Raw genomic sequence first — 19852 nt, forward strand, 5'->3', positions numbered from 1 at the left:
CTGGTGCCGGGTTGGTATCCTGCCGCTCCATCATGGACAGCGACAGCGCGGCGGTCGTGGCGACCGCGTCGAGGGTCGAGAGCGTCGACGAGCTCGCCGAGCTCTTACGGCACCTGCGCCGGCGGCAGGCCCGGCGGCGGGGCGAGCCACCGCTGACCTACCGCGAGCTCGCGGGCCGCACCGGCTGGTCCCACGGCAGCATCGGCGGCTACCTGACCGGCAAGATCGTCCCGCCGGCGGACCGCTTCGACGAGCTCGTCCAGCTGCTCGACGTGGCACCGGAGGAGCTCGGCGCGCTCGCCGACGCCCGCGACCGTGTCGAGGAGCACGCCCGGGCCGACGCCCGCGACCGCGTCGAGGAACACGCCCGCACCGACGCCCGTGACCGCGTCGAGGAGCACACCCGCGCCGACGAGCCGGGCCCGGCGGCGCAGGCCGCCGACCCGTCCGTGCCGCACCAGCTGCCGGCCGCGCCGGACGCCTTCACCGGCCGGGCCGCGGCGATCGCGCGGCTCGACGCGGCCGTCAACGGGGCTCCTGGTGCCGGCCCAGGGGGCGGCACCGTCGTCGTCATCGGCACCGCGGGGGTCGGCAAGACCGCGCTCGCGGTGCACTGGGCGCACCGGGTCATCGAGCGGTTCCCGGACGGCCAGCTGTACGTGAACCTGCGGGGGTTCGGCGCGGGCGCGGAGGTGACCGCGGACGAGGCGCTCCGGGCGTTCCTCACCGCCCTCGGCATCGCGCCCGACCAGGTCCCGGCGGAGCTGGACGCGAGGATCGGGCTCTTCCGCAGCCTCCTGACCGGCCGCCGGGTCCTCGTCGTGCTCGACAACGCCGCCCACGCGGAGCAGGTCCGGCCGCTGCTGCCCGGCGGCTCCGGCAGCCTCGCCCTGGTCACCAGCCGCAACCAGCTCGCCGGGCTGGTCGCCACCGACAGCGCCGTGCCCGTCACCCTCGACCTGCTCACCGCCGGGGAGACCCGGCGGCTGTTCGCCACCCGGATCGGCGCCGCCCGCGTCGAGGCCGAGCCCGCCGCCGTCGACGCGATCGCCGCCACCTGCGCCCGGCTGCCCCTCGCGCTGGTGATCGTGGCCGCCCGCGCCGCCGCGCACCCGGACCTGCCGCTCGGCGTCCTCGCGCACGAGCTGCGGACCGAGCGGGTGCTGCACGACGCCGGCGTGCGGCCGGTGTTCGACTGGTCCTACCAGCGGCTGAGCGCCCCCGCCGCCACGCTCTTCCGGCGGCTCTCCCTCGCCCCCGGCCCCGACGTGGGCCGGGACGCCGCGGCCGCGCTGCTCGGCGAGGTCCACGGGGAGCCGGCCGGCGCGTGGCGGGCCCTCGCCGAACTCACCCACGCGAGCCTGCTCACCGAGCACGCGCCCGGCCGGTTCGTCGCGCACGACCTGCTCCGCGCGTACGCCGCCGAGCTGTCCGGCACCCTCGACGACCCGGCCGACCGGGACGCCGCCACGGTGCGGCTCCTGGAGCACTCCCTGCACACCGCGCACACCGCGGCGCTGCTGCTCGACCCGCACCGCACGCCGCTGCCGGGCCTGCCCGCCGCCGCCACACCCGGCACGGAGGCGCAGGCGCTCGCCTGGTTCGCCGTCGAGCACCACACGCTCCTCGCCGCCGTCCGGGAGGCCGCCGCCACCGGCCACGACGGCCACGCGTGGCGGCTCGCGTGGACGCTCGTGGACCACCTCGACCGGCGCGGCCACTGGCCGGACCTGCTCGCCGCGCAGCGGGTCGCCCTGGCGTCCGCGCGGCGGGCCGGCGACGCCGCGGGCGAGGCGGTCAGCGCCCACCAGCTCGGGCGGGCCTGCATCCGGATGGGCGACTACGACGCCGCCACCACCCACCTGGAGCTGGCCCTCGACCGGTACGGGCACGTCGGCGACGACGCCGGCCGGGCCCGCGCCCACGGCAACCTCGGCTTCATCGCCGACCGGCAGGCCCGCCCCCGCGACGCGATCGGGCACCTGCTGCGCTCCCTCGACCTCCTGCGCGCCACCGGCGACCAGGCGGGGCAGGGCTCGGCGCTGGCGAACCTCGGCTGGTTGTACGCCGCGTCAGGCGAGCACCGGGAGGCCCTCGACCACTGCCATCAGGCCCTCGAGCTGCAGCAGCGGATCGGGGACCGGACCGGCGAGGCCTACAGCTGGGACAGCGTCGGCTTCATCCACCACCAGCTCGGCGAGCACGAGCCGGCCGTCGAGTGCTACCGGCAGGCCCTGCAGCTGTGGCGGGAGATCGGCGACCGCTACGGCGAGTCGGAGACCCAGACCCACCTGGGCGACCTGCACCGGGCTGCGGGCGCCGACGCGGAGGCCCGCGCCTGCTGGCTCGCCGCCCTCACCATCCTCGAGGACCTCGGCCACCCCGACGCCGACCAGGTCCGCGCCCGGGTGGCCTAGCGCCCGGCTCAGCGGTGGGTCAGGTCGGCGCAGCTGGACTCGCCCGGCAGCAGCGGGCGGAACGTCACCTGCCAGTTCGAGCCGGCCGACGACCACGGGGTCCGGGAGTTGGCCTTCCCGGCGGCGGCCAGGATCTGGGCGCTCTGCCCGTCGGTGGCGCTCACGCAGTGCACCCCCGGCCGGTCCGCAACCGGCTCGCCGGGCAGCGCCGGACCCGGCCACGCCACCGGCGCCTGCGGCTGCAGGCCCTCGTCGCCGCCCGCCTCGGTCCACTGGACGGCGACGGCCGCGACGCCCGCCGCCGGATACGCCGCCGACTCCGACACCGCACCCTTGCCCAGCGTCGACGGCAGGTCGGTGAGCGCCTCCACGAGGCGCTTGAGCCGGTCCCGGGCGGCGCGCTGCGAGCCGGACAGCTCGTCCTCGCCGATGCCGAGCGCCGGGACGTCGCTGACCTGCTCGCCGGCGGCGGTGCGGACCATGATGTGCGTGGTGGGCGCGTCGGCGACGTTGGGCATGCCGAAGTCGGCCTGCTTGCCCACGCCCGCGTCGACCGCCCGGTCGACCAGCTTCGCCACGTCGGCGGTGCTGATCCGCTGCAGCTGCACATTCGGCAGGGCGGGGCCCGGATAGATCTCGATCACGGGCCCGTTGGTGACGACCCGGCCGTCGCCATACACGCTCAGCGTCGGCACCTCCGTGACGGTCATCGCGACCGGGACCATGCCGCCGGAGACGTCGACGCGCAGGACGAGGTCGTCGGCGCCGTACGATCCCGCCGAGGTGTCGCCGGCCGGTTCGGCGCCGCAGCCGGCGGCGGCCATGAACAGGGGGAGCGCCAGGGTGGCGGCGAGCACGCGCAGCTGTGTCATACCGGCTCTGACGCACCGGGCCACCCTCCGGTTCCGCCCTCGGGTGAGGTTGCCCCCGGCGGCGGTGGGCAGAGCGCCACCATGCCACCAGCGAAAACCACCACGCCAGCCACGGCGAAAACCAGCACGCAGGCAGCTTCGAAGAAGAAAGGCAGCCAGCCCTGGCTGCACCAGCAGAGCACCGAGATCCAGCGGTTCGGCACCGTACGGCAGTTCCCGGTCGCGCTGTCCGCGGAGACCCGGATGTACTCCTGCGAGCGGCTCAACCAGGTCCTCGCCGACACCCAGATCCTGTTCGCGCTCTACAAGAAGCACCACTGGCTGATGCGCGGCCCGACCTTCTACCAGCTGCACCTGCTGCTCGACAAGCACGCCGGTGAGCAGCTGGAGCTCGTCGACGCGGTCGCCGAGCGGGTGCAGACCCTGGGCGGCATCGCGGTCGGCGACCCGCGGCACGTCGCGGAGCTCACCCGGGTGCCGCGGCCGCCGGACGGGGCCGAGGAGGTGCCGGCGATGCTGTCGCGCCTGCTCGAGGCGCACGAGATGATCCTGACCGAGGCGCACGACGCGGCGGCGAAGACGGGCGCGATGGGCGACGACGGCACCAACGACATGCTGGTCTCCGAGGTGATCCGCACCGGCGAGCTGCAGGCGTGGTTCCTGGCCGAGCACCTCGTCGACACCCCGCTCGTCCGGACGGAGGAAGCCACCAGGACCAGGCGTTGATGGAAGGAGATACCGTGTCGGCGTGACGAGGCAATCCGACTCGCAGTTGGGCGTCGACCTGGGGACCACCCACACGGTTGCGGCGCTGACCTCTGCCGACGGTCGCAGCCAGCCCCTGCTCTTCGACGCGAGCTTCCTGCTGCCGTCGTCGGTGTTCGCGGAGGTCGACGGGCACCTGCTCACCGGCAAGGACGCCGAGCGCAGCGCCCGCCTGGACCCGAGCCGCTTCGAGCCCAACCCGAAGCGCCGCATCGACGACGGCACGGTGCTGCTCGGCCCCCGCGACTATCCGGTGTCGGACCTGCTCGCGGCCGTCCTGCGGCGCACCGCCGACGAGGCGTCGCGGGTGCTCGGCATCATGCCTGTGCGCACCGTGCTCACCTATCCGGCCAACTGGGCGACCCACCGCCGGTCCGTCCTGGCCGACGCCGCCGCGCGCGCCGGCATGCCCGCCCCGATCCTCGTGCCCGAGCCGATCGCGGCCGCCGCCTACTTCACCACCGTCATGGGGCGGCAGATCGCTCCCGGCGGCGTCCTGGTGGTGTACGACTTCGGCGGCGGCACGTTCGACACCTCCGTCCTGCGCCGGCGGCCCGACGGCGGCTGGGACGTCCTCGCCAGCGACGGCCTGCCCGACGTCGGCGGCGTCGACCTCGACGCGGCCCTGCTCGCCGACGTCGGGCAGAGCCTCGCGATGGGCAACGCCGAGCAGTGGCGGCAGCTCACCGACCCCACCGACGACATCTCCCGGCGGCGCAGCTTCCTGCTCCGCGAGGATGTGCGCACCGCCAAGGAGCAGCTGTCGCGCACCTCGTCGGCGGGCGTGCACGTGCCGCTGTTCGAGGTCGACCTGCACGTCACGCGGGCCGAGTTCGAGCAGGTGTCGCGGCCCTACCTGCAGCGCACCGTCGACCTGACCGCCAACACGCTCCAGCGCGCCGGCGTGCGCACCGACCAGATCGCCGGGCTGTTCCTGGTCGGCGGGTCGAGCCGCATCCCGATGGTCAGCACGCTGCTGCACCAGCGGCTCGGCGTCGCCCCCACGATCATCGAGCAGCCGGAGCTGGTGGTGGCCCTGGGCAGCGCGATCGCCGCGATGCCGAGCCGCCCCGGGCCGGTCGCGGGGCCAGTCTCGGGCCCACAGACCGGGCCGCGCCTGCCGGGCATGGGTGCGCCGATGGGTGCCGTGCCCGTCTCCGGGCCCGCGGGCGGCGGACCCGCCGCGCCGGTGTCCACGCCCGTGACGGGCCCGATGTCGCCGGCCGCGTCGCCCTCGTCGCCGCCCACCTGGATCGGTGGCCTCCCGCCGGCGTCCGGCGCCCCGGTCTCAGCCCCGCCGAACGCCTTCCCGCAGAGCGGCCCGCCGTCCAGCGGCCCGCCCGCGAGCGCCCCGCCCCTGAACGCCCCCGGCGGCCACCCGGGCTTCGCGTCTCCCGGTGGTCAGCAGGGCTTCGTCGCGCCCGGCGGCCCGCAGGGCTTCGTCGCGCCCGGTGGTGGTGCCATGGCCGGAGCCGCGTTCGGCAGCCAGGCCCCGGCGACCGCCCAGTTCGGTCACGGTGGCAGCCCGGCGACGCCCGGCGGCCCGCCCGGGGCGACGCCCTTCGGCCCGCCCCCGCCGCGCCCGGCGAGCGGCGCCCGGCCAGGGCTCGTCATCGGCATCGCGGTCGCGCTCGTGCTGCTGCTCGGCATCGGCGGCGTCGTCACGTACCGGGCCGTGAGCAACGACAAGCCCGTCGACAACCCCACCGTCAGCACCGGCAACGGCAACCGCGGCACCGGCGGCGGCGCCACCGAGGCCGGCCCGGCCAGCACCAAGGACGCCAAGCCGGGCGCGAAGCAGCAGACCGTCGACATCAACAAGGCCGTCTGGTACGGCCAGGTCAAGCTCACCTTCGGCAAGATGACCTACGAGGCCGACGCCGACGACGACCCGCTGGTCGCCGAGGTCCAGATGGAGAACCTCGGCGACGACACCGTGCAGTCCTACGGCGTGCGGATGGCGTTCCAGATCGACGGCCAGGAGTACTCGGGCAGGTTCAAGGAGACGTCGCAGGTCTCCGGCGGCCAGAAGAGCAACTTCCACGTGTCCTTCGCCGTGTACGACCCGCTGAAGGCCAGCATCGGCACCGGCACGCTGCTCATCGGCGACGGCAAGGAGGCCCAGGCCAAGATCCCGCTCGGCGGCGGCGAGGTCGTCGCCTACGAGCCGGTCAACGTGCTGCAGAACAAGTCGGTCACGATCCACGACCTGCAGGTCACGTTCACCACCTGCGACGTGCGCGGCGGCTTCCTGGACTACAACGGCCAGGCGCTGAAGGACAACCGGGTCTTCACCTGCAAGCTCGACATCCGCTACAACGGCAAGAGCAGCCTGTACGTGGGCGCGGAGCACTTCCGGCTCGGCCTGCCCGACGGCACCGAGGTCGCCCCGAAGAGCGCGCCGAACGAGGCGATGTCGTCCGGCTCGGAGAACCTGGCGCCCGCCCGTAACCTCGGCTTCCAGTTCAAGTACGTGCCCGGCACGTACAAGCTGCGCGTGGTCGACATCGCGGGTGACGCCCGGAAGCCGACCGACGTGGCCGAGCTGGACGTGACCGTCAAGTAGGCGGGTCCGCCCGCGGAGGTCAGGACCCGTCGCGCAGGTCGGCGAGGCGGGTCCGGGCGAACCTGACGGCGGAGAAGTCGGCCGTCGTGCCGGGCCCGCGGGGCGACTGCACCAGCAGCCCGGCCTCGACCGGCGCGCCGGGCGCGAGTGGCATCGCGAACACGCGGGCCAGCTGCCAGGTGATGCCGTCGCCGGAGGCGTGCAGCGCGAAGACCGAACCCATCCGGCTGATCCGCAGGTGGACGCCGAACCCTTCATACGGCCAGCCGTTGGCGTCGTCGGAGGCACCGGCGCGGGTCACGACGGTGACGACGCGCGGGATGCCCTCGGGGTCGAGCTCGGCGCAGATCTTGCACCAGTTCTCGTCGTCGATCCAGGCGAGCAGCACCGCGGAGTCGAACGTGTCCCGCAGGACCGGCTCGACGTGCGCGCTGAGCTGGAAGTCGCCGTCGACCCGGGCGGTGAACCGCTCGGCGTCGGGCCGGCTCGACCCGCCGGCCGGGTCCAGGAACAGGTCGGCACCGGGCCCGCCCGAGACCCGCAGCCCACCGGCCACGGGCACCGGCGCCGGCGCGGTGCGGGGCCCGGAGGCACGGAAGCGCAGCGGCACACCGTCGAACGCGAGGTCGTCCACCCCCGCCACGCTACGCGAGACCCGCGACCTCGCGGACCTTAGTTCGGGCTCCGATCAAAGGGTTGCATCGAGTCTATTTCCTGAGCGGTTCTGTTGATTTCTGTGTGACATCGTTAACATGCGAAATCAGCATCCACCGATACCTGCCGCCAGCGGTGTCGGACTCCGTCCGCCAAGGAGAACGCTCATGTCCGCATCACGTCACCGGCGGAGGCTGCTCACCACAGTCCTCGCCGCGGTGCTCGGCCTCGGGACGGCGGTGTCCGCCGCGCCGCCCGCGGGGGCCGCGCCGGCCCAGCCGTCGCCCCTCACCACCCCGTGGACGAGCCAGGCGCTCGCCGGCCAGCCGCTGCCGGAGTACCCGCGGCCGCAGATGACCCGTCCGGACTGGCTCAACCTCAACGGTGAGTGGCAGCTGCGCCAGTCGACCACCAACGACAACCCCGTCTTCGGCCAGACGCTGCCGGAGCGGGTCAACGTCCCGTTCCCCGTGGAGTCGGCGCTCTCCGGGATCAAGCGGCCCGCGAACGACAACCGGCTGTACCTGTTCTACCGCCGCACGTTCACGGTGCCGGCCGGGTGGGCCGGGCGGCGCGTCCAGCTGCACTTCGGCGCGGTCGACTGGCAGACCACGGTGTGGGTCAACGGCGTGCAGGTCGGCGGGCACACCGGCGGCTACGACCGCTTCGAGTTCGACATCACGCCGCAGCTCAACGGGGGCACCAACGAGCTGATCGTGCGGGTCTACGACCCGTCGGACACGCCCGGGCTCAACATCGCCCGCGGCAAGCAGGTGCGCAACCCGGGCGGCATCATGTACACGCCGTCGTCGGGCATCTGGCAGACGGTGTGGATGGAGCCGACGCCGACAGCATCGATCTTCAGCGCCGACCTGTACCCCAACATCTCCAACAACACGTTGCGGATCCGGGTCTTCACCAGGGGCGACGTCAGCGGGCACTCGGTGTTCGCCGAGGCGATGGACGGCACGACCGTGGTCGGCACCGCGACCGGCGGCTTCACCGACTTCACCGTCCCGGTGCCGAACGCGCGGCGGTGGTCGCCGGACGACCCCTTCCTGTACAACCTCCGGATCTCGCTGCGCAACGGCGCCGGCGCGACCGTGGACCAGACCATGCACTACTTCGGCATGCGTGAGGTCGGCAAGGCCGTGGTCAACGGCAAGCTCGTGCCCACGCTGAACGGGCAGTTCGTGCTCCAGACCGGCGTGCTCGACCAGGGCTTCTGGCCCGACGGGCTCTACACGGCCCCGACCGACGCGGCGCTCGCCGGCGACCTGCAGAAGATCAAGGACCTCGGCTTCAACATGGTCCGCAAGCACATCAAGGTGGAGCCGCAGCGCTGGTTCTACCACGCGGACCGGCTCGGGCTGCTGGTGTGGCAGGACATGCCGAGCATGGGCGAGGCGCCCGGCACCGCGGCGCAGCACGCGCAGTGGGAGACCGAGGTCGGGCAGATCGTCGACGAGCACCGGTCGTCGCCGGCGGTGATCGTGTACGTGCCGTTCAACGAGGGCTGGGGCGAGTGGAACCTCGCCGACACGACCCGCGTGGTGAACAACGTCAAGAACCAGGACCCGACCCGGCTCGTCAACGCGCACAGCGGCTACAACTGCTGCAACTCGAAGGGCGACCCCGGCAACGGCGACATCCAGGACTGGCACTGGTACGTCGGGCCCAACTCCCCGACGCCGACCAGCACCCGCACGGCGGTCCTCGGCGAGTACGGCGGCCTCGGCGTGCGCTCCCCGGGGCACGAGTACAGCCCGAACGGCGGGTACTTCGCCTACGAGACGCACCCGAACGGGACGTCGGCCACAGACCGGTACATCGCCGTCCAGGCCCAGGCGCTCAACCTGGTCTACTCGCGCGGGCTGGCCGGGATGGTCTACACCCAGCCGTTCGACGTCGAGGGCGAGTTCAACGGCTTCTGGACCTACGACCGGCAGGTGCTCAAGTACGACGGGGCCCGCATCCGCGCCGCGAACCAGCAGATGATCGCGGCCTCGAAGCGGCTCAACACCGCCGGCCCGCCGCCCGGGGCGCCGGTCACCGGCCCCGGCGGCAAGTGCGTCGACATCGCGGCCGACGACACCGGCGGCAACGGCTCCGCGGCGCAGCTGTGGGACTGCCAGCTCAGCGCCGTCGACCAGCACTGGTCCTGGAGCGGCTCGGCGCTGCAGACGCTGGGCCGCTGCCTGGACGCCACGGGCAACGGCACCGCCAACGGCACCCTGATCCAGCTGTGGGACTGCAACGGCGGCGGCGCGCAGCAGTGGGTGCCCCAGACCAACGGCTCCCTGCGCAACCCGCAGTCCGGCCGCTGCCTGGACTCCCCCAGCGGCTCCACGGCCAACGGCGCGCGGCTGCAACTGTGGGACTGCAACGGCAGCGGCGCACAGGTGTTCCGCATGGGCGGCGGCTCCCCCGGCGCCGCGTTCGTCAACGGCCCGGGCGGCCAGTGCGTCGACGTGGCCGCCGACGACACGGGTGGCAACGGCGCCGCCGTGCAGCTGTGGGGCTGCCAGCCCTACGCCGTGGACCAGCACTGGGCGTGGGACGGCACCGCGCTGCGCACGCTCAACCGGTGCATGGACGCGACCGGTAACGGCACCGCCAACGGCACCCTGATCCAGCTGTGGGACTGCAACGGCGGCGGGGCCCAGCAGTGGGTGCCGCAGCCCAACGGCTCGCTGCGCAACCCGCAGTCGGGCCGCTGCCTGGACTCGCCGAACGGCTCCACCGGCAACGGCGCCCGGCTCCAGCTCTGGGACTGCAACGGCAGCGCCGCGCAGGTGTTCCTGAAGCAGTAACGACCGTGGATATGGCGGGGGGTGGCGATTCGCCGCCCCCCGCCATCGCGATTTGTCAAGAGTTGACAAAACTCGATATCGGCGCGAATCTCCGTAGTGAACGTCCCGCCCCCTTGAGAAGCGCCGCCCCGCCAGGTGTGCGCACGCCATCCCAGCGTCGACGGCTGGTGCTGGCACGCGCGCTGACAACGATGTCGGAAGCGGCGAGACAACCCTCACCGAAACGGCAGGTTGCCGCATGACACTCCCCCGCACCCGCACCACCCGCAGACGTGCCTGGTTCGCGGCGGCCGCCCTCGCCGCGAGCCTGATCAGCGCCACCGCGTTCACCGAGCCCGCGGCCGCCGCCGCCGGCGACTGGTCGACCAGCTTCGAGGCCGGCGAACCGCAGCCGACCTGGACCAACAGCGTCGAGAACAGCAACGGCGTCGGCGGCTACTGCTGCGCGCTGACCGGCATGGAGAGCATCCCGGGCACCGGAACGGCCCACACCGGGACGACCGCGCTGCTGTACTCCGGCAACGACCTGAGCGCGACGACGTCCTTCTCGTACAACCGGGTCTTCGACGTCGACATCCCGGTCGGTGCCGCCAGCACGCTGTCCTACTGGGTGTACCCCCAGTCCGGCGGGCACCTCGACGTCGCGGTCGACCTGGTGTTCACCGACGGCACCAACCTGCGCGACTCCGGCGCGGTGGACCAGCACGGTGTGCGGGTCCACCCGACGTTCCAGGGCAACGGCTCGGTCCTGTCCTTCGACACCTGGAACTACGTCACGTCGAACATCGGCGCGGTCCGGGCCGGCAAGACGATCGACCGGATCATGGTCGCCTACGACCAGCCGCTCAACACGGGGCTGTTCCGCGGCTGGTTCGACGACATCCAGATCAGCGCCGACGGCGGCACCGCGGCCCGGCTGTCGGACTACGTCGACACCCGGCGCGGCTCCAACTCCAGCTTCAGCTACTCGCGCGGCAACACGTTCCCCGGCACGACGGTCCCGAACGGCTTCAACTTCTGGACCCCGGTGACCAACGGCAACAACGACAGCTGGCTGTACGAGTACAAGGCCACGACCGTGCAGGGCTTCGCGATCAGCCACGAGCCGAGCCCGTGGATCGGTGACTACGCGCAGCTGCAGGTCATGCCGATGACCGGCGCGGTGAAGTCGACGCCGGACTCGCGCAAGTCGACCTTCACCCACGCCAACGAGGTCGCGAAGGCGCACTACTACAAGACGCGGCTCGACACGTACGGGATCACCGCGGAGATCGCGCCGACCGACCACGCCGGCGTCATGCGCTTCACGTTCCCGTCGGCGGCGGAGTCGGTGATCCTGTTCGACACCGTCGACAGCGCCAGCGGCTCGCTCACCGCCAACAACGCCAACCGGACGATCCAGGGCTCGATCAACCACCGCGGCCAGACGCTGTACATCTCGGCGACCACGGACAAGGCGATCGCCGCCTCGGGCACCATCACCGGCCAGGGCGCGACCAGCTGGGTCCGCTTCGCCACCGCCGCCAACGAGCAGGTGACCCTGAAGATCGGCACCTCGTTCATGAGCGTCGCGCAGGCCACCGCCAACCTCAACCAGGAGGTCGGTAGCAAGAGCTTCGACACGGTCCGCGAAGAGGCCGCGACGGTCTGGGACAACACGCTCGGCAAGGTCCGGATCGAGGGCGCGACCAGCGACAACCAGGTCACGTTCTACTCGAACATGTACCGCTCGTTCATGTACCCGAACAACCGCTCGGAGATCGTCGGCGGGGTCCGCAAGTACCACAGCCCCTACGACAACACGATCCACGACGGCCAGATGTACGTGAACAACGGCTTCTGGGACACGTCCCGCGCGGTCTGGCCGTTGTACACGCTGCTCACGCCGACGCGGACGGGCGAGATGCTCGACGGCATCGTCAACGCGTACAAGAACTTCGGCTGGACGCCGCGGTGGACCGGGCCCGGCTCGATCGACATCATGGTCGGCACCAACCAGGACCTGGCGTTCGCCGACGCCTACATGAAGGGCGTCCGCAACTTCGACTACCAGGCGGCGTACGCGTCGATGGTGAAGAACGCGAGCACCTACTCCGGCGCCGGCAACAAGGGCCGCAAGGCGATCCAGACGTCGGTGTTCAAGGGGTACGTGGCGACCGACGTCCTCGGTGAGTCGGCGGCGTGGACCCTGGAGGACGCGACCAACAACTTCGGCATCGCGCAGATGGGTCAGGCGCTCGGCTACACCGAGGACGCCGCCTACTTCCGCAACCAGGCCCTCGACTACACCAACCTGTTCTCGCAGTCCGTCGGGTTCTTCCGCGGCAAGCAGAGCAACGGCGCGTGGCGCACCACCGACGCGAACTTCAAGCCCAACGAGTGGGGCTGTGAGTTCACCGAGGGCGCGCCGTGGCACTACGCGACCGCGGCACCGCAGGACCCGAACGGCATGGCCAACCTCTACGGCGGCAAGGCCCAGCTGTCGGCGAAGATCGACGCCGTGCTCGCCGCGTCCCGGGACTTCCTGCCCGGCTGCTACGGCGGGACGATCCACGAGATGTCCGAGGCGTACGACACGAACATGGGCCAGTACGCGCACTCCAACGAGCCCATCCACCACATGCTCTACATGTACAACTACGCCGGCACCCCGGCGAAGACGCAGAACCAGGTCCGGCGGGTGCTCACCACCCTCTACAACTCCGGTGCGGGCACCGGCAACGGGTACCTCGGCGACGAGGACAACGGTGAGATGTCGGCGTGGTACGTGTTCTCCGCGATGGGCTTCTACCCGGCGCGGATGGGCTCGACCGACTACACGATCGGCGCGCCGCTGCACCCGAAGACGACGATGACGCTGGAGAACGGCCGGACGTTCACGGTCAACGCGCCCGGCGTCAGCGACACCAACCGCTACATCCAGAGCGCCACTCTCAACGGCGTCAACTACACGAAGAACTACCTGACGCACGCGGACCTCACCGCCGGCGGCACGCTGAACTTCGTGATGGGCCCGAACCCGTCGTCGTGGGGCACCGGCGCCTCGGACATCCCCGGCTCGCTCACCACCGGCACGGCCGCCCCCGTCCAGCTCAAGGACAAGGCGACCGGCAGCACCGTCACCGCCACCGCGGAGAACGGCACCGCCGAGGGCCGCGCGATGCTGGTCGACGACACGTCGATGACCAAGTGGCTGGCCTTCGCGACCACCGCCACGATCACCTGCCAGCTCACCGCGTCGGCGACGGTCAAGCAGTACACGCTGACCTCCGCCGACGACGTGCCCGGCCGCGACCCGAAGAACTGGGTCCTGCAGGGCTCGAACGACGGCGTCACCTGGACGACGGTCGACACCCGCACCAACATCGACTTCGTCGACCGCAGGCAGACCAGAGCGTTCGTGATCTCCAACGGCACGTCGTTCTCGCGCTACCGGCTGCAGATCACGGCCAACCACGGGGCCGCGGAGACCCAGCTGGCGGAGCTCGAACTGCTCGGCTGAGCAACACCGGAAACACGGGCGGCCACCGGTGCTCCGGTGGCCGCCCTTTCGCGTGTACGCCTTTGCTACGCGCTCAGGACCGTGGCGCGAGCCTCGAGCGCTTCGAGCACCTCGGCGTCGTGCCGCACCGCGAACCGCTCGTCATGGTCCCCGCCGGCGATCAGGACGTCGACGCCGACCGGGTTGGCGACGAACGTCAGCCGCAGCGGGCCGCCCGCGTCCGGGCCCTCGCACTCGAACCACTGCAGGAACGGGTCGGTCTGCCTGACCCCGGGCACCGTCCCCTGCCGCACCTCGCAGCGCGGAAACGTCCACCCCCGCCGCCGCAGCGTGTCGAGCACCAGCCACTGCCCGCCCGTCGGGTGCACCGTCACGGGCGTCACGCCAACGTCGACAGGCTTCCCCGCGACGGTGACCGTGGTCCGCAGCCGCACCGACACGGCCGGCAGGTGCTCGCCCGCGAAGTGCGTGAACGGCGTCTCCCACGGCAGCGGCTGCTCGAACGGGATCGCCCGGCTCCGGCCCGCGGCCAGCGTGAACCCCGCCGACACGTCGCACCGCAGGACGTCGACCTCGACGCCGCTGACCACCGTCATCAGCGTCACGGTCACCCCGCCCACGGCGAGGTCCTCCCGGGCACCGCTGAGATGCACCTGCCCGGCGGCCATCGTCCCCGGCCGCACCCCGCGCTCGTCGAGCGTCGCCGATCCGAACATTCCGACGCTCCTCGCCGTCACAGCAGGAGTCGACACTAACACGTGCCGCTGTACGGTTTCCCGTTTTCGCAGCACACGCGACATGGCCGCCGCCCTGCGGGAACGGGACGGCGGCCATACGTGACACGCCTCCTGGGTCAGGCCCAGATCAGGCGCAGCGCTCGAACGAGTAGTCGTAGCCGGAGTCGAAGTCACCGAAGTAGGCCAGGAGCCTGATCTTCTCGCCGTCGTTGGCGACCCTGAGCCGCTCGACCCTGGAGTTGGTGAAGGGAGGCACCGGCGCGAACGTGAGCGTCACGTAGGACTTGTCCTTCACCTTCCAGCCCCAGCTGCCGTTGAGCGTCGGCGTGATCGGCTGGTCGTACTGGCCGATCAGCCGCTGCCCGAGCTTCGCCGACATCCCGGTGATGGCGGCCTTGCCGTCGTCGCCGAGCTGGAGACGGTCGCCGTCGGCGCCGCACCACTCCCCGAGCACCTGCGACCGCTCGGTCGGTTGGAAGGCCGACGGCCCCATGCCGCACGCGGCCAGCACCACGAGCACCAATGGTGCTACCCATGGCCGGATGTTCATCGACTCCCTTTCACGGATCGGCTACTTCTCTGCCTTCGGCGCCACCGGAAAGGTGATCACCTCGGTCCAGTAGAAGTCCTGGGTCTTCGCCGACCACGGTCCCGTCGCCGGGCCGGTGCCGCCGCCGCTCTTCTTCTCCTCGGTCGGGTTGCGCGTCATCGACTTCACGTCGGTCTGGTTGTAGGCATGGAAGGTGACCACCGCCTTGCCGGAGTCCGGATCGACGGCCATGAACCACAGCCACCAGCCGCCTCAACCCGCACGGGGGTGACGGGGGTGGTCGCTGCGTTCACGCGAAACGCCCCTCTGCTGGCGCAGGGGGCGTAAGCAATCAGTCGGGAACCGACATTCGGCAAAGTTCGCAGAACAAGCAATCCCCCCGACGGACCCCAAGGCTGGCAAACCCGTCGCTCACGCGCCGTTCGGCGAAGTTCGCAGAACAAGCAATCCCCCGACCGACCCCAAGGCTGGCAAACCCGTCGCTCACGCGACGTTCGGCGAAGTTCGCAGAACAAGCAATCCCCCGACGGACCCCAAGGCTGGCAAACCCGTCGCTCACGCGCCGGGTTTGAGGGGGCGAGGGTGGAGCGAAGCTCCCCCTGTGGGGAGCGAGCTCCGCTCGCGCGGGGAATGCGGAGACTGCCAATGCGAAACGCCCCCGGCGTGAGCAGGGGGCGTCGCGGTTGTAGCGGGGACAGGATTTGAACCTGCGACCTCTGGGTTATGAGCCCAGCGAGCTACCGAGCTGCTCCACCCCGCGTCGGCTTGTCCAGGTTAGCGCACGGCTGTCGCGTCTTCCAAATCGCTTACGGGTGACCGTGTCCGGCGTCACGAGGGGCCGCCGCACCGAAATGCGACGGCCCCTCGATGCTCGACGTCGCTCAGCCTGACGGCGCCGGCGAGACCGACCCCGACGGGCTCGCGCCGGCCGAGACGCTCGGTGACGCCCCCACCGACGGGCTCGCCGACGGGGTCGCGGCCTTCACCGCGGCCTCGTAGCGGCCGATCGCGTCCTGCAGCGCCTTGAGCGCCCGGCCGTACCCCTCGAAGTCGCCGGCGACCTGGGCCGCCTTGAGGTCGGCGATCGCCTTGTTCATGTCGTTGATCGCCGTCTGTACCTGCGGAGACCCACTCTGGTTGCCCGTCGTCGGCACGGTCGGCTCGCCGTTGTCGCCGCTGCCGGGGACTGGCGCCTGACCGGTCGCCTGTTTCACCAGCTCGGCTAGGCCGTCGGCCAGGTTGTTGGCGTAGGCCTTGTAGTTCGGGCCGTACGCGACCAGGACCCGCTGGAGCGTCGGGTACGTCTTGTCGCTCTTCGTCCGCGTGTAGATCGGCTCGACGTACAGCATGCCCTCGGCGACCGGCAGGGTGAGCAGGTTGCCGTACATGACCTCGGAGTTCTGGGAGCTGAACTGGGTCAGCTCCCGTCTGGCGTCGCCGATACCGGTCATCGTGCTGTGCATCTGCGCCGGACCCTGGATGTTCGTGTCCGGCGGCAGCTCCAGGATCTCGAACACCGGTTTGCCGTCGACGTACGACGCCGACATCAGCGCGGCCAGGTTGCCGCGGCTGCGCGGGGCGAGCGCCGTCGTGAGCTGGAACCGGGATTTGTCCTGGTTCGGCAGCTTGGCCACGATGTAGTACGGCGGCTGGTCCGCGGTCGGGTTCGCCGGGTTCTTCGGCACCTCCCAGAAGTCCTGGCCGGAGAAGAACCCGTTCGGCGTGGTGACGTGGAAGCGGCTGAGCAGGTCACGCTGGACCTTGAACTGGTCCTCCGGGTAGCGCAGGTGGTCCTGCAGCGACTGCGAGATCGCCGAACGCGGCTTGACCAGCTTGTTGCCGAAGGCCTTGTTCCACGCCTTCAGGATCGGGTCGCTCTCGTCGAACGCATACAGGGTGACCTCACCGCTGTACGCGTCGACGGTCGCCTTCACCGAGTTGCGCAGGTACGAGACGTCCTGGCGCGGCTCGGGAAACATCCGGCTGCCGGTCGACGAGTCCTGGATCGCGGTGTTCCAGTCGATGCGCTGCGAGTACGGGTACGTCGCCGAGGTGGTGTACCCGTCGACGATCCACTGGATCCTGCCGTCGACGACCGCCGGGTACGGGTCGCTGTCCAGCGTCAGGAACGGCGCGATCTTGCGGACCCGGTCCTCCGGGTCACGCACGTAGAGCACCTTCGAGTTCGCGTTGAACACGCCCGAGAGCAGGAAGTTCGTCTCGCGGAACTCCGCCGCGTAGAGCAGCCGCCGCCAGTACGAGCCGACCGAGACGCCACCGGCGCCGTCGTAGGTGGAGTACTGGTCGCCGGCGTTGGCGGTCGGCCGGTCGAACTCGGCGCCGGCGGTGGTGCCGGGCGCCCGGCCGGTGATCGCGTAGACCTCGCCCATCTGCTCGCCGTAGTAGATCCGCGGCTCCTTCACCGGGATCAGGTCCTGCTGCGACGCGCACTGCTGGCCCTGGTCGCCGACCGGCTTGGTCTGCTCGCCGAGGAAGCCCGACACGTAGAACGGCAGACCGTTGCAGACGACCTGGTTGGCCGGCGCGGCGACGAACCCGTAGCCGTGCGTGTACACCGAGTGCCGGTTCTGCCAGTTGTTCTGCTGCAGCTGGTTGTAGTTGATCTCACGGACGCCGACCACGTAGTCCTGGGTCTTGCCGTTGATCGTGTACCGGTCGATGTCCAGCTTCGGGTTGAACTCGTAGAAGCCGCGGACCTGCTGCTGCTGCGTGTACGTCTCGCCGACGACCGTCGGGTCGAGCAGGCGGATGTTGCCGACCGTCTCGTCGTACGACGGCAGGTTCGTCGGCGGCTCCTGGTTCCGCGACGCGTACGGTTTGACGTCGACCGTGTTCAGCCCGTACGCCAGCCTCGTGGCGTCGATGCTGCGCTGGAAGTACTGCGCCTCCTTCTGCAGCTGGCTCGGCTTCACCGTGAACGACTGCACCGCGGCCGGGTAGATCCCGCCGACCGCGACCGCCGACAGCGCCAGCAGGCCCAGCGCCAGGCCGGGCCACACGAGGTTGCGCATGAACGCGTTGGAGAACACCAGGATCGCGATCGCCACGACGATCGAGATCCAGGCGAGGATCTCCTTCGCCGGCAGCAGCGCGTTGATGTTGGTGTAGCCGGCGCCGTACAGATCCTGGGTCGGGAACTTGTCCAGCAGCAGGCCGCGCCGGTCCAGGTAGTACGCGGCGGCCTTGAGCAGCACGAACGCGGCGACCAGCGCGGTCAGGTGGGCGCGTGCCGCGGTCGTCATGCGCTCGCCGGCGCCCTGCAGCCGCACCCCGCCGAACAGGTAGTGCAGCGCGAGCGCGCCCAGCAGCGAGAAGACCACCGCGGTGAAGGCGACGCCCAGCACGTACCGCCAGAACGGGTATTCGAAGACGTAGAAGCTCAGGTCCACGCCGAACTGCTTGTCGGTCTGCCCGAACGGCGTGCTGTTGCTGAACAGCAGCCAGTCCTGCCAGTGCCCCTGCGCCGACAGGCCCGAGAACAGGCCGATCAGCCCGGCGACCGCGACGACCCAGATCGTCATGTGCGGCAGCAGGAAGAGGCGGTAGCGGTCCAGCGCGTGCTGCTCGGCGGAGTGCGGCCGCAGCAGCGGGCGGGTCCGGTACGCCAGGTAGAGGTTGCCGGCGATGACCAGCCCGACCGACACGCCGAAGATCACGAACATCCACAGGCGGGTCGTCAGTACGGTCGAGAAGACGCCCGCGTATTTGACCTCGGAGAACCACAGATAGTCGGTCCAGGCACCGACGATCCGGTCGAAGAGGGTGAAGAGCAGGAAGACGATCGCCAGCACGACGATCGTGACCCGACCGCGTCGGCTCACCCTGGTCATCGGATTACGCATTACCACGGTCGGCTCCGCCCGTTCGCGTATGGAAACTCGTTCAGCGTAGTCATGGACCACACAACGCTGGTGTACGACCGGCCCGCAACTGCTCAAGTGCGGCGAGCGCCTCGTCGGCGGTGCCGACCTTGATCAATGGCAGGCCCGGCTGGGCATTGGCGACGGCCTCCTCGCAGTTGGCCGCCGGGGTGAGGAAGACCTTGGCCTTCGCCGCCTTCGCCGCGACCAGCTTCTGCGGGATGCCGCCGATCGGCCCGACGTTGCCCTCGTCGTCGATGGTGCCCGTGCCGGCGATGATGATCCCGCCGGTCAGGTCCTCTTCCTTGATCGTGTCGATGATGCCGAGCGTGAACATCAGCCCGGCCGACGGCCCGCCGATGCGGTCCAGCTGGATCGACAGCTCGAACGGGTGCGGCTGGGACGTCTTGGCCACGACCCCGAGTCGCGGGTTGCCGTCGTCGCCGGCCTTCGTCGCGATGCTCGCGGTCGCCTTGCTGCCGCCGCGGGTGTACTCCACCTGCCGCGTCGTGCCGGCCGGCTTCGCCCGGATGAGCTCCGTGAGCTTCGCCAGGGACGTCACCGGGGTGCCGTCGATGGCGGTGATCACGTCGCCCTTCTGCAGCTGGCCCACCGCCGGATAGCCCTCCGACACCTCGTCGACGGCGACCAGGACCGGATAGCCGAGCTCGCGCAGCGCGACCGTCTCCGCCGAGGACTGCGACGCCTGGAAGTCCTTCTTGTTGTCCTCGTTGACCTGCTGCTCCGTGCGGTTCGGCGGGTAGATCAGCTCACGCGGCACGACCGCGCGGTCCTTCTGCCACCAGCCGATCATGGCCTCGAGCAACGTCATCTGCGGCTGCACCGACACCGTCGTCATCCGCAGCTGCCCGGCCGACTTCGTGACCGTCGCCCCACTGACATTGATGATCGGCTTGCCGTCGTCGCCGGCGCCGAGCGTGTTGTACGTCGGTCCGGGGCCCATCTCGACGTAAGGAACCTTCAACACGGTCGTCTGCCAGGACAGCAACAGCAGCAGCAACGCGCCGACCAACACGGTCACGCCACGACGTCTCATGGCGGCGAGCCTAGCGCTCTCCGATTTCTGACATCGGA

12 protein-coding genes and 1 tRNA gene are annotated in these 19852 nt (G+C 70.9%); 5 read left to right on the top strand and 8 right to left on the bottom strand.

Annotated elements, in window-relative coordinates; all coding sequences use genetic code 11:
- Window positions 1-32: 32 nt before the first annotated feature.
- Window positions 33-2417 carry a tetratricopeptide repeat protein gene (locus ABZ321_RS38065; RefSeq protein WP_354900383.1) on the top strand — a complete coding sequence of 795 codons (2385 nt, stop codon included), beginning with the start codon at window positions 33-35 and terminating at the stop codon, window positions 2415-2417.
- 8 nt (window positions 2418-2425) lie between these two features.
- Here the strand turns inward: ABZ321_RS38065 and ABZ321_RS38070 are convergent, their stop codons facing one another.
- Window positions 2426-3289: a hypothetical protein gene (locus ABZ321_RS38070; RefSeq protein ID WP_354900385.1), complete on the bottom strand. Its 864-nt coding sequence runs from the start codon at window positions 3287-3289 to the stop codon at window positions 2426-2428.
- An 81-nt stretch (window positions 3290-3370) separates the two neighbouring features.
- Here ABZ321_RS38070 and ABZ321_RS38075 point away from each other — a divergent pair, with 81 nt between their 5' ends.
- Window positions 3371-4015 (top strand): DNA starvation/stationary phase protection protein, encoded by a 645-nt coding sequence (locus tag ABZ321_RS38075; RefSeq protein WP_344503709.1) that lies wholly within the window; start codon window positions 3371-3373, stop codon window positions 4013-4015.
- Between the two features lie 22 nt (window positions 4016-4037).
- Window positions 4038-6620: an Hsp70 family protein gene (locus ABZ321_RS38080; RefSeq protein ID WP_354900387.1), complete on the top strand. Its 2583-nt coding sequence runs from the start codon at window positions 4038-4040 to the stop codon at window positions 6618-6620.
- 19 nt (window positions 6621-6639) lie between these two features.
- Here the strand turns inward: ABZ321_RS38080 and ABZ321_RS38085 are convergent, their stop codons facing one another.
- Window positions 6640-7254: a DUF1349 domain-containing protein gene (locus ABZ321_RS38085; protein WP_354900389.1), complete on the bottom strand. Its 615-nt coding sequence runs from the start codon at window positions 7252-7254 to the stop codon at window positions 6640-6642.
- A gap of 187 nt (window positions 7255-7441) precedes the next feature.
- Between ABZ321_RS38085 and ABZ321_RS38090 the strand changes: the two genes are divergently transcribed.
- Entirely contained in the window at window positions 7442-10087 is a 2646-nt protein-coding gene (locus ABZ321_RS38090; RefSeq protein WP_354900391.1) for a ricin-type beta-trefoil lectin domain protein, read from the top strand.
- A gap of 238 nt (window positions 10088-10325) precedes the next feature.
- Window positions 10326-13589: a GH92 family glycosyl hydrolase gene (locus ABZ321_RS38095; RefSeq protein ID WP_354900393.1), complete on the top strand. Its 3264-nt coding sequence runs from the start codon at window positions 10326-10328 to the stop codon at window positions 13587-13589.
- 65 nt (window positions 13590-13654) lie between these two features.
- Here ABZ321_RS38095 and ABZ321_RS38100 read toward each other — a convergent pair whose 3' ends face one another.
- From ABZ321_RS38100 to ABZ321_RS38125, 6 genes are all read right to left on the bottom strand, one after another.
- Complete coding sequence (locus ABZ321_RS38100; RefSeq protein ID WP_354900394.1) at window positions 13655-14305, bottom strand: sporulation protein; 651 nt, start codon at window positions 14303-14305, stop codon at window positions 13655-13657.
- A 148-nt stretch (window positions 14306-14453) separates the two neighbouring features.
- Window positions 14454-14876: a hypothetical protein gene (locus tag ABZ321_RS38105; RefSeq protein WP_354900396.1), complete on the bottom strand. Its 423-nt coding sequence runs from the start codon at window positions 14874-14876 to the stop codon at window positions 14454-14456.
- A gap of 21 nt (window positions 14877-14897) precedes the next feature.
- Window positions 14898-15107: a hypothetical protein gene (locus ABZ321_RS38110; protein ID WP_354900397.1), complete on the bottom strand. Its 210-nt coding sequence runs from the start codon at window positions 15105-15107 to the stop codon at window positions 14898-14900.
- Window positions 15108-15562: 455 nt separating this feature from the next.
- Window positions 15563-15636 (bottom strand) — tRNA-Met (locus tag ABZ321_RS38115).
- A gap of 121 nt (window positions 15637-15757) precedes the next feature.
- The gene (locus tag ABZ321_RS38120) at window positions 15758-18727 is read right to left on the bottom strand and encodes a UPF0182 family protein (RefSeq protein ID WP_344503717.1); all 2970 of its coding nucleotides are present in this window, start codon (window positions 18725-18727) and stop codon (window positions 15758-15760) included.
- Window positions 18728-18788: 61 nt separating this feature from the next.
- On the bottom strand, window positions 18789-19814 hold the full coding sequence (locus tag ABZ321_RS38125; RefSeq protein ID WP_344503718.1) for a PDZ domain-containing protein: 1026 nt from the start codon (window positions 19812-19814) through the stop codon (window positions 18789-18791).
- Between the last annotated feature and the right edge of the window lie 38 nt (window positions 19815-19852).

The sequence above is a fragment of the Dactylosporangium sp. NPDC006015 genome (assembly GCF_040614215.1).
Classification (GTDB): Bacteria; Actinomycetota; Actinomycetes; order Mycobacteriales; family Micromonosporaceae; genus Dactylosporangium; species Dactylosporangium maewongense.

Bases quoted from the DNA above. Each gene is read 5' to 3' on its own strand.
- ABZ321_RS38065 (WP_354900383.1), top strand. From the start codon at position 33: ATGGACAGCGACAGCGCGGCGGTCGTGGCGACCGCGTCGAGGGTCGAG.
- ABZ321_RS38070 (WP_354900385.1), bottom strand. From the start codon at position 3,289: ATGACACAGCTGCGCGTGCTCGCCGCCACCCTGGCGCTCCCCCTGTTC.
- ABZ321_RS38075 (WP_344503709.1), top strand. From the start codon at position 3,371: ATGCCACCAGCGAAAACCACCACGCCAGCCACGGCGAAAACCAGCACG.
- ABZ321_RS38090 (WP_354900391.1), top strand. From the start codon at position 7,442: ATGTCCGCATCACGTCACCGGCGGAGGCTGCTCACCACAGTCCTCGCC.
- ABZ321_RS38095 (WP_354900393.1), top strand. From the start codon at position 10,326: ATGACACTCCCCCGCACCCGCACCACCCGCAGACGTGCCTGGTTCGCG.
- ABZ321_RS38100 (WP_354900394.1), bottom strand. From the start codon at position 14,305: ATGTTCGGATCGGCGACGCTCGACGAGCGCGGGGTGCGGCCGGGGACG.
- ABZ321_RS38105 (WP_354900396.1), bottom strand. From the start codon at position 14,876: ATGAACATCCGGCCATGGGTAGCACCATTGGTGCTCGTGGTGCTGGCC.
- ABZ321_RS38110 (WP_354900397.1), bottom strand. From the start codon at position 15,107: ATGGCCGTCGATCCGGACTCCGGCAAGGCGGTGGTCACCTTCCATGCC.
- ABZ321_RS38120 (WP_344503717.1), bottom strand. From the start codon at position 18,727: ATGACCAGGGTGAGCCGACGCGGTCGGGTCACGATCGTCGTGCTGGCG.
- ABZ321_RS38125 (WP_344503718.1), bottom strand. From the start codon at position 19,814: ATGAGACGTCGTGGCGTGACCGTGTTGGTCGGCGCGTTGCTGCTGCTG.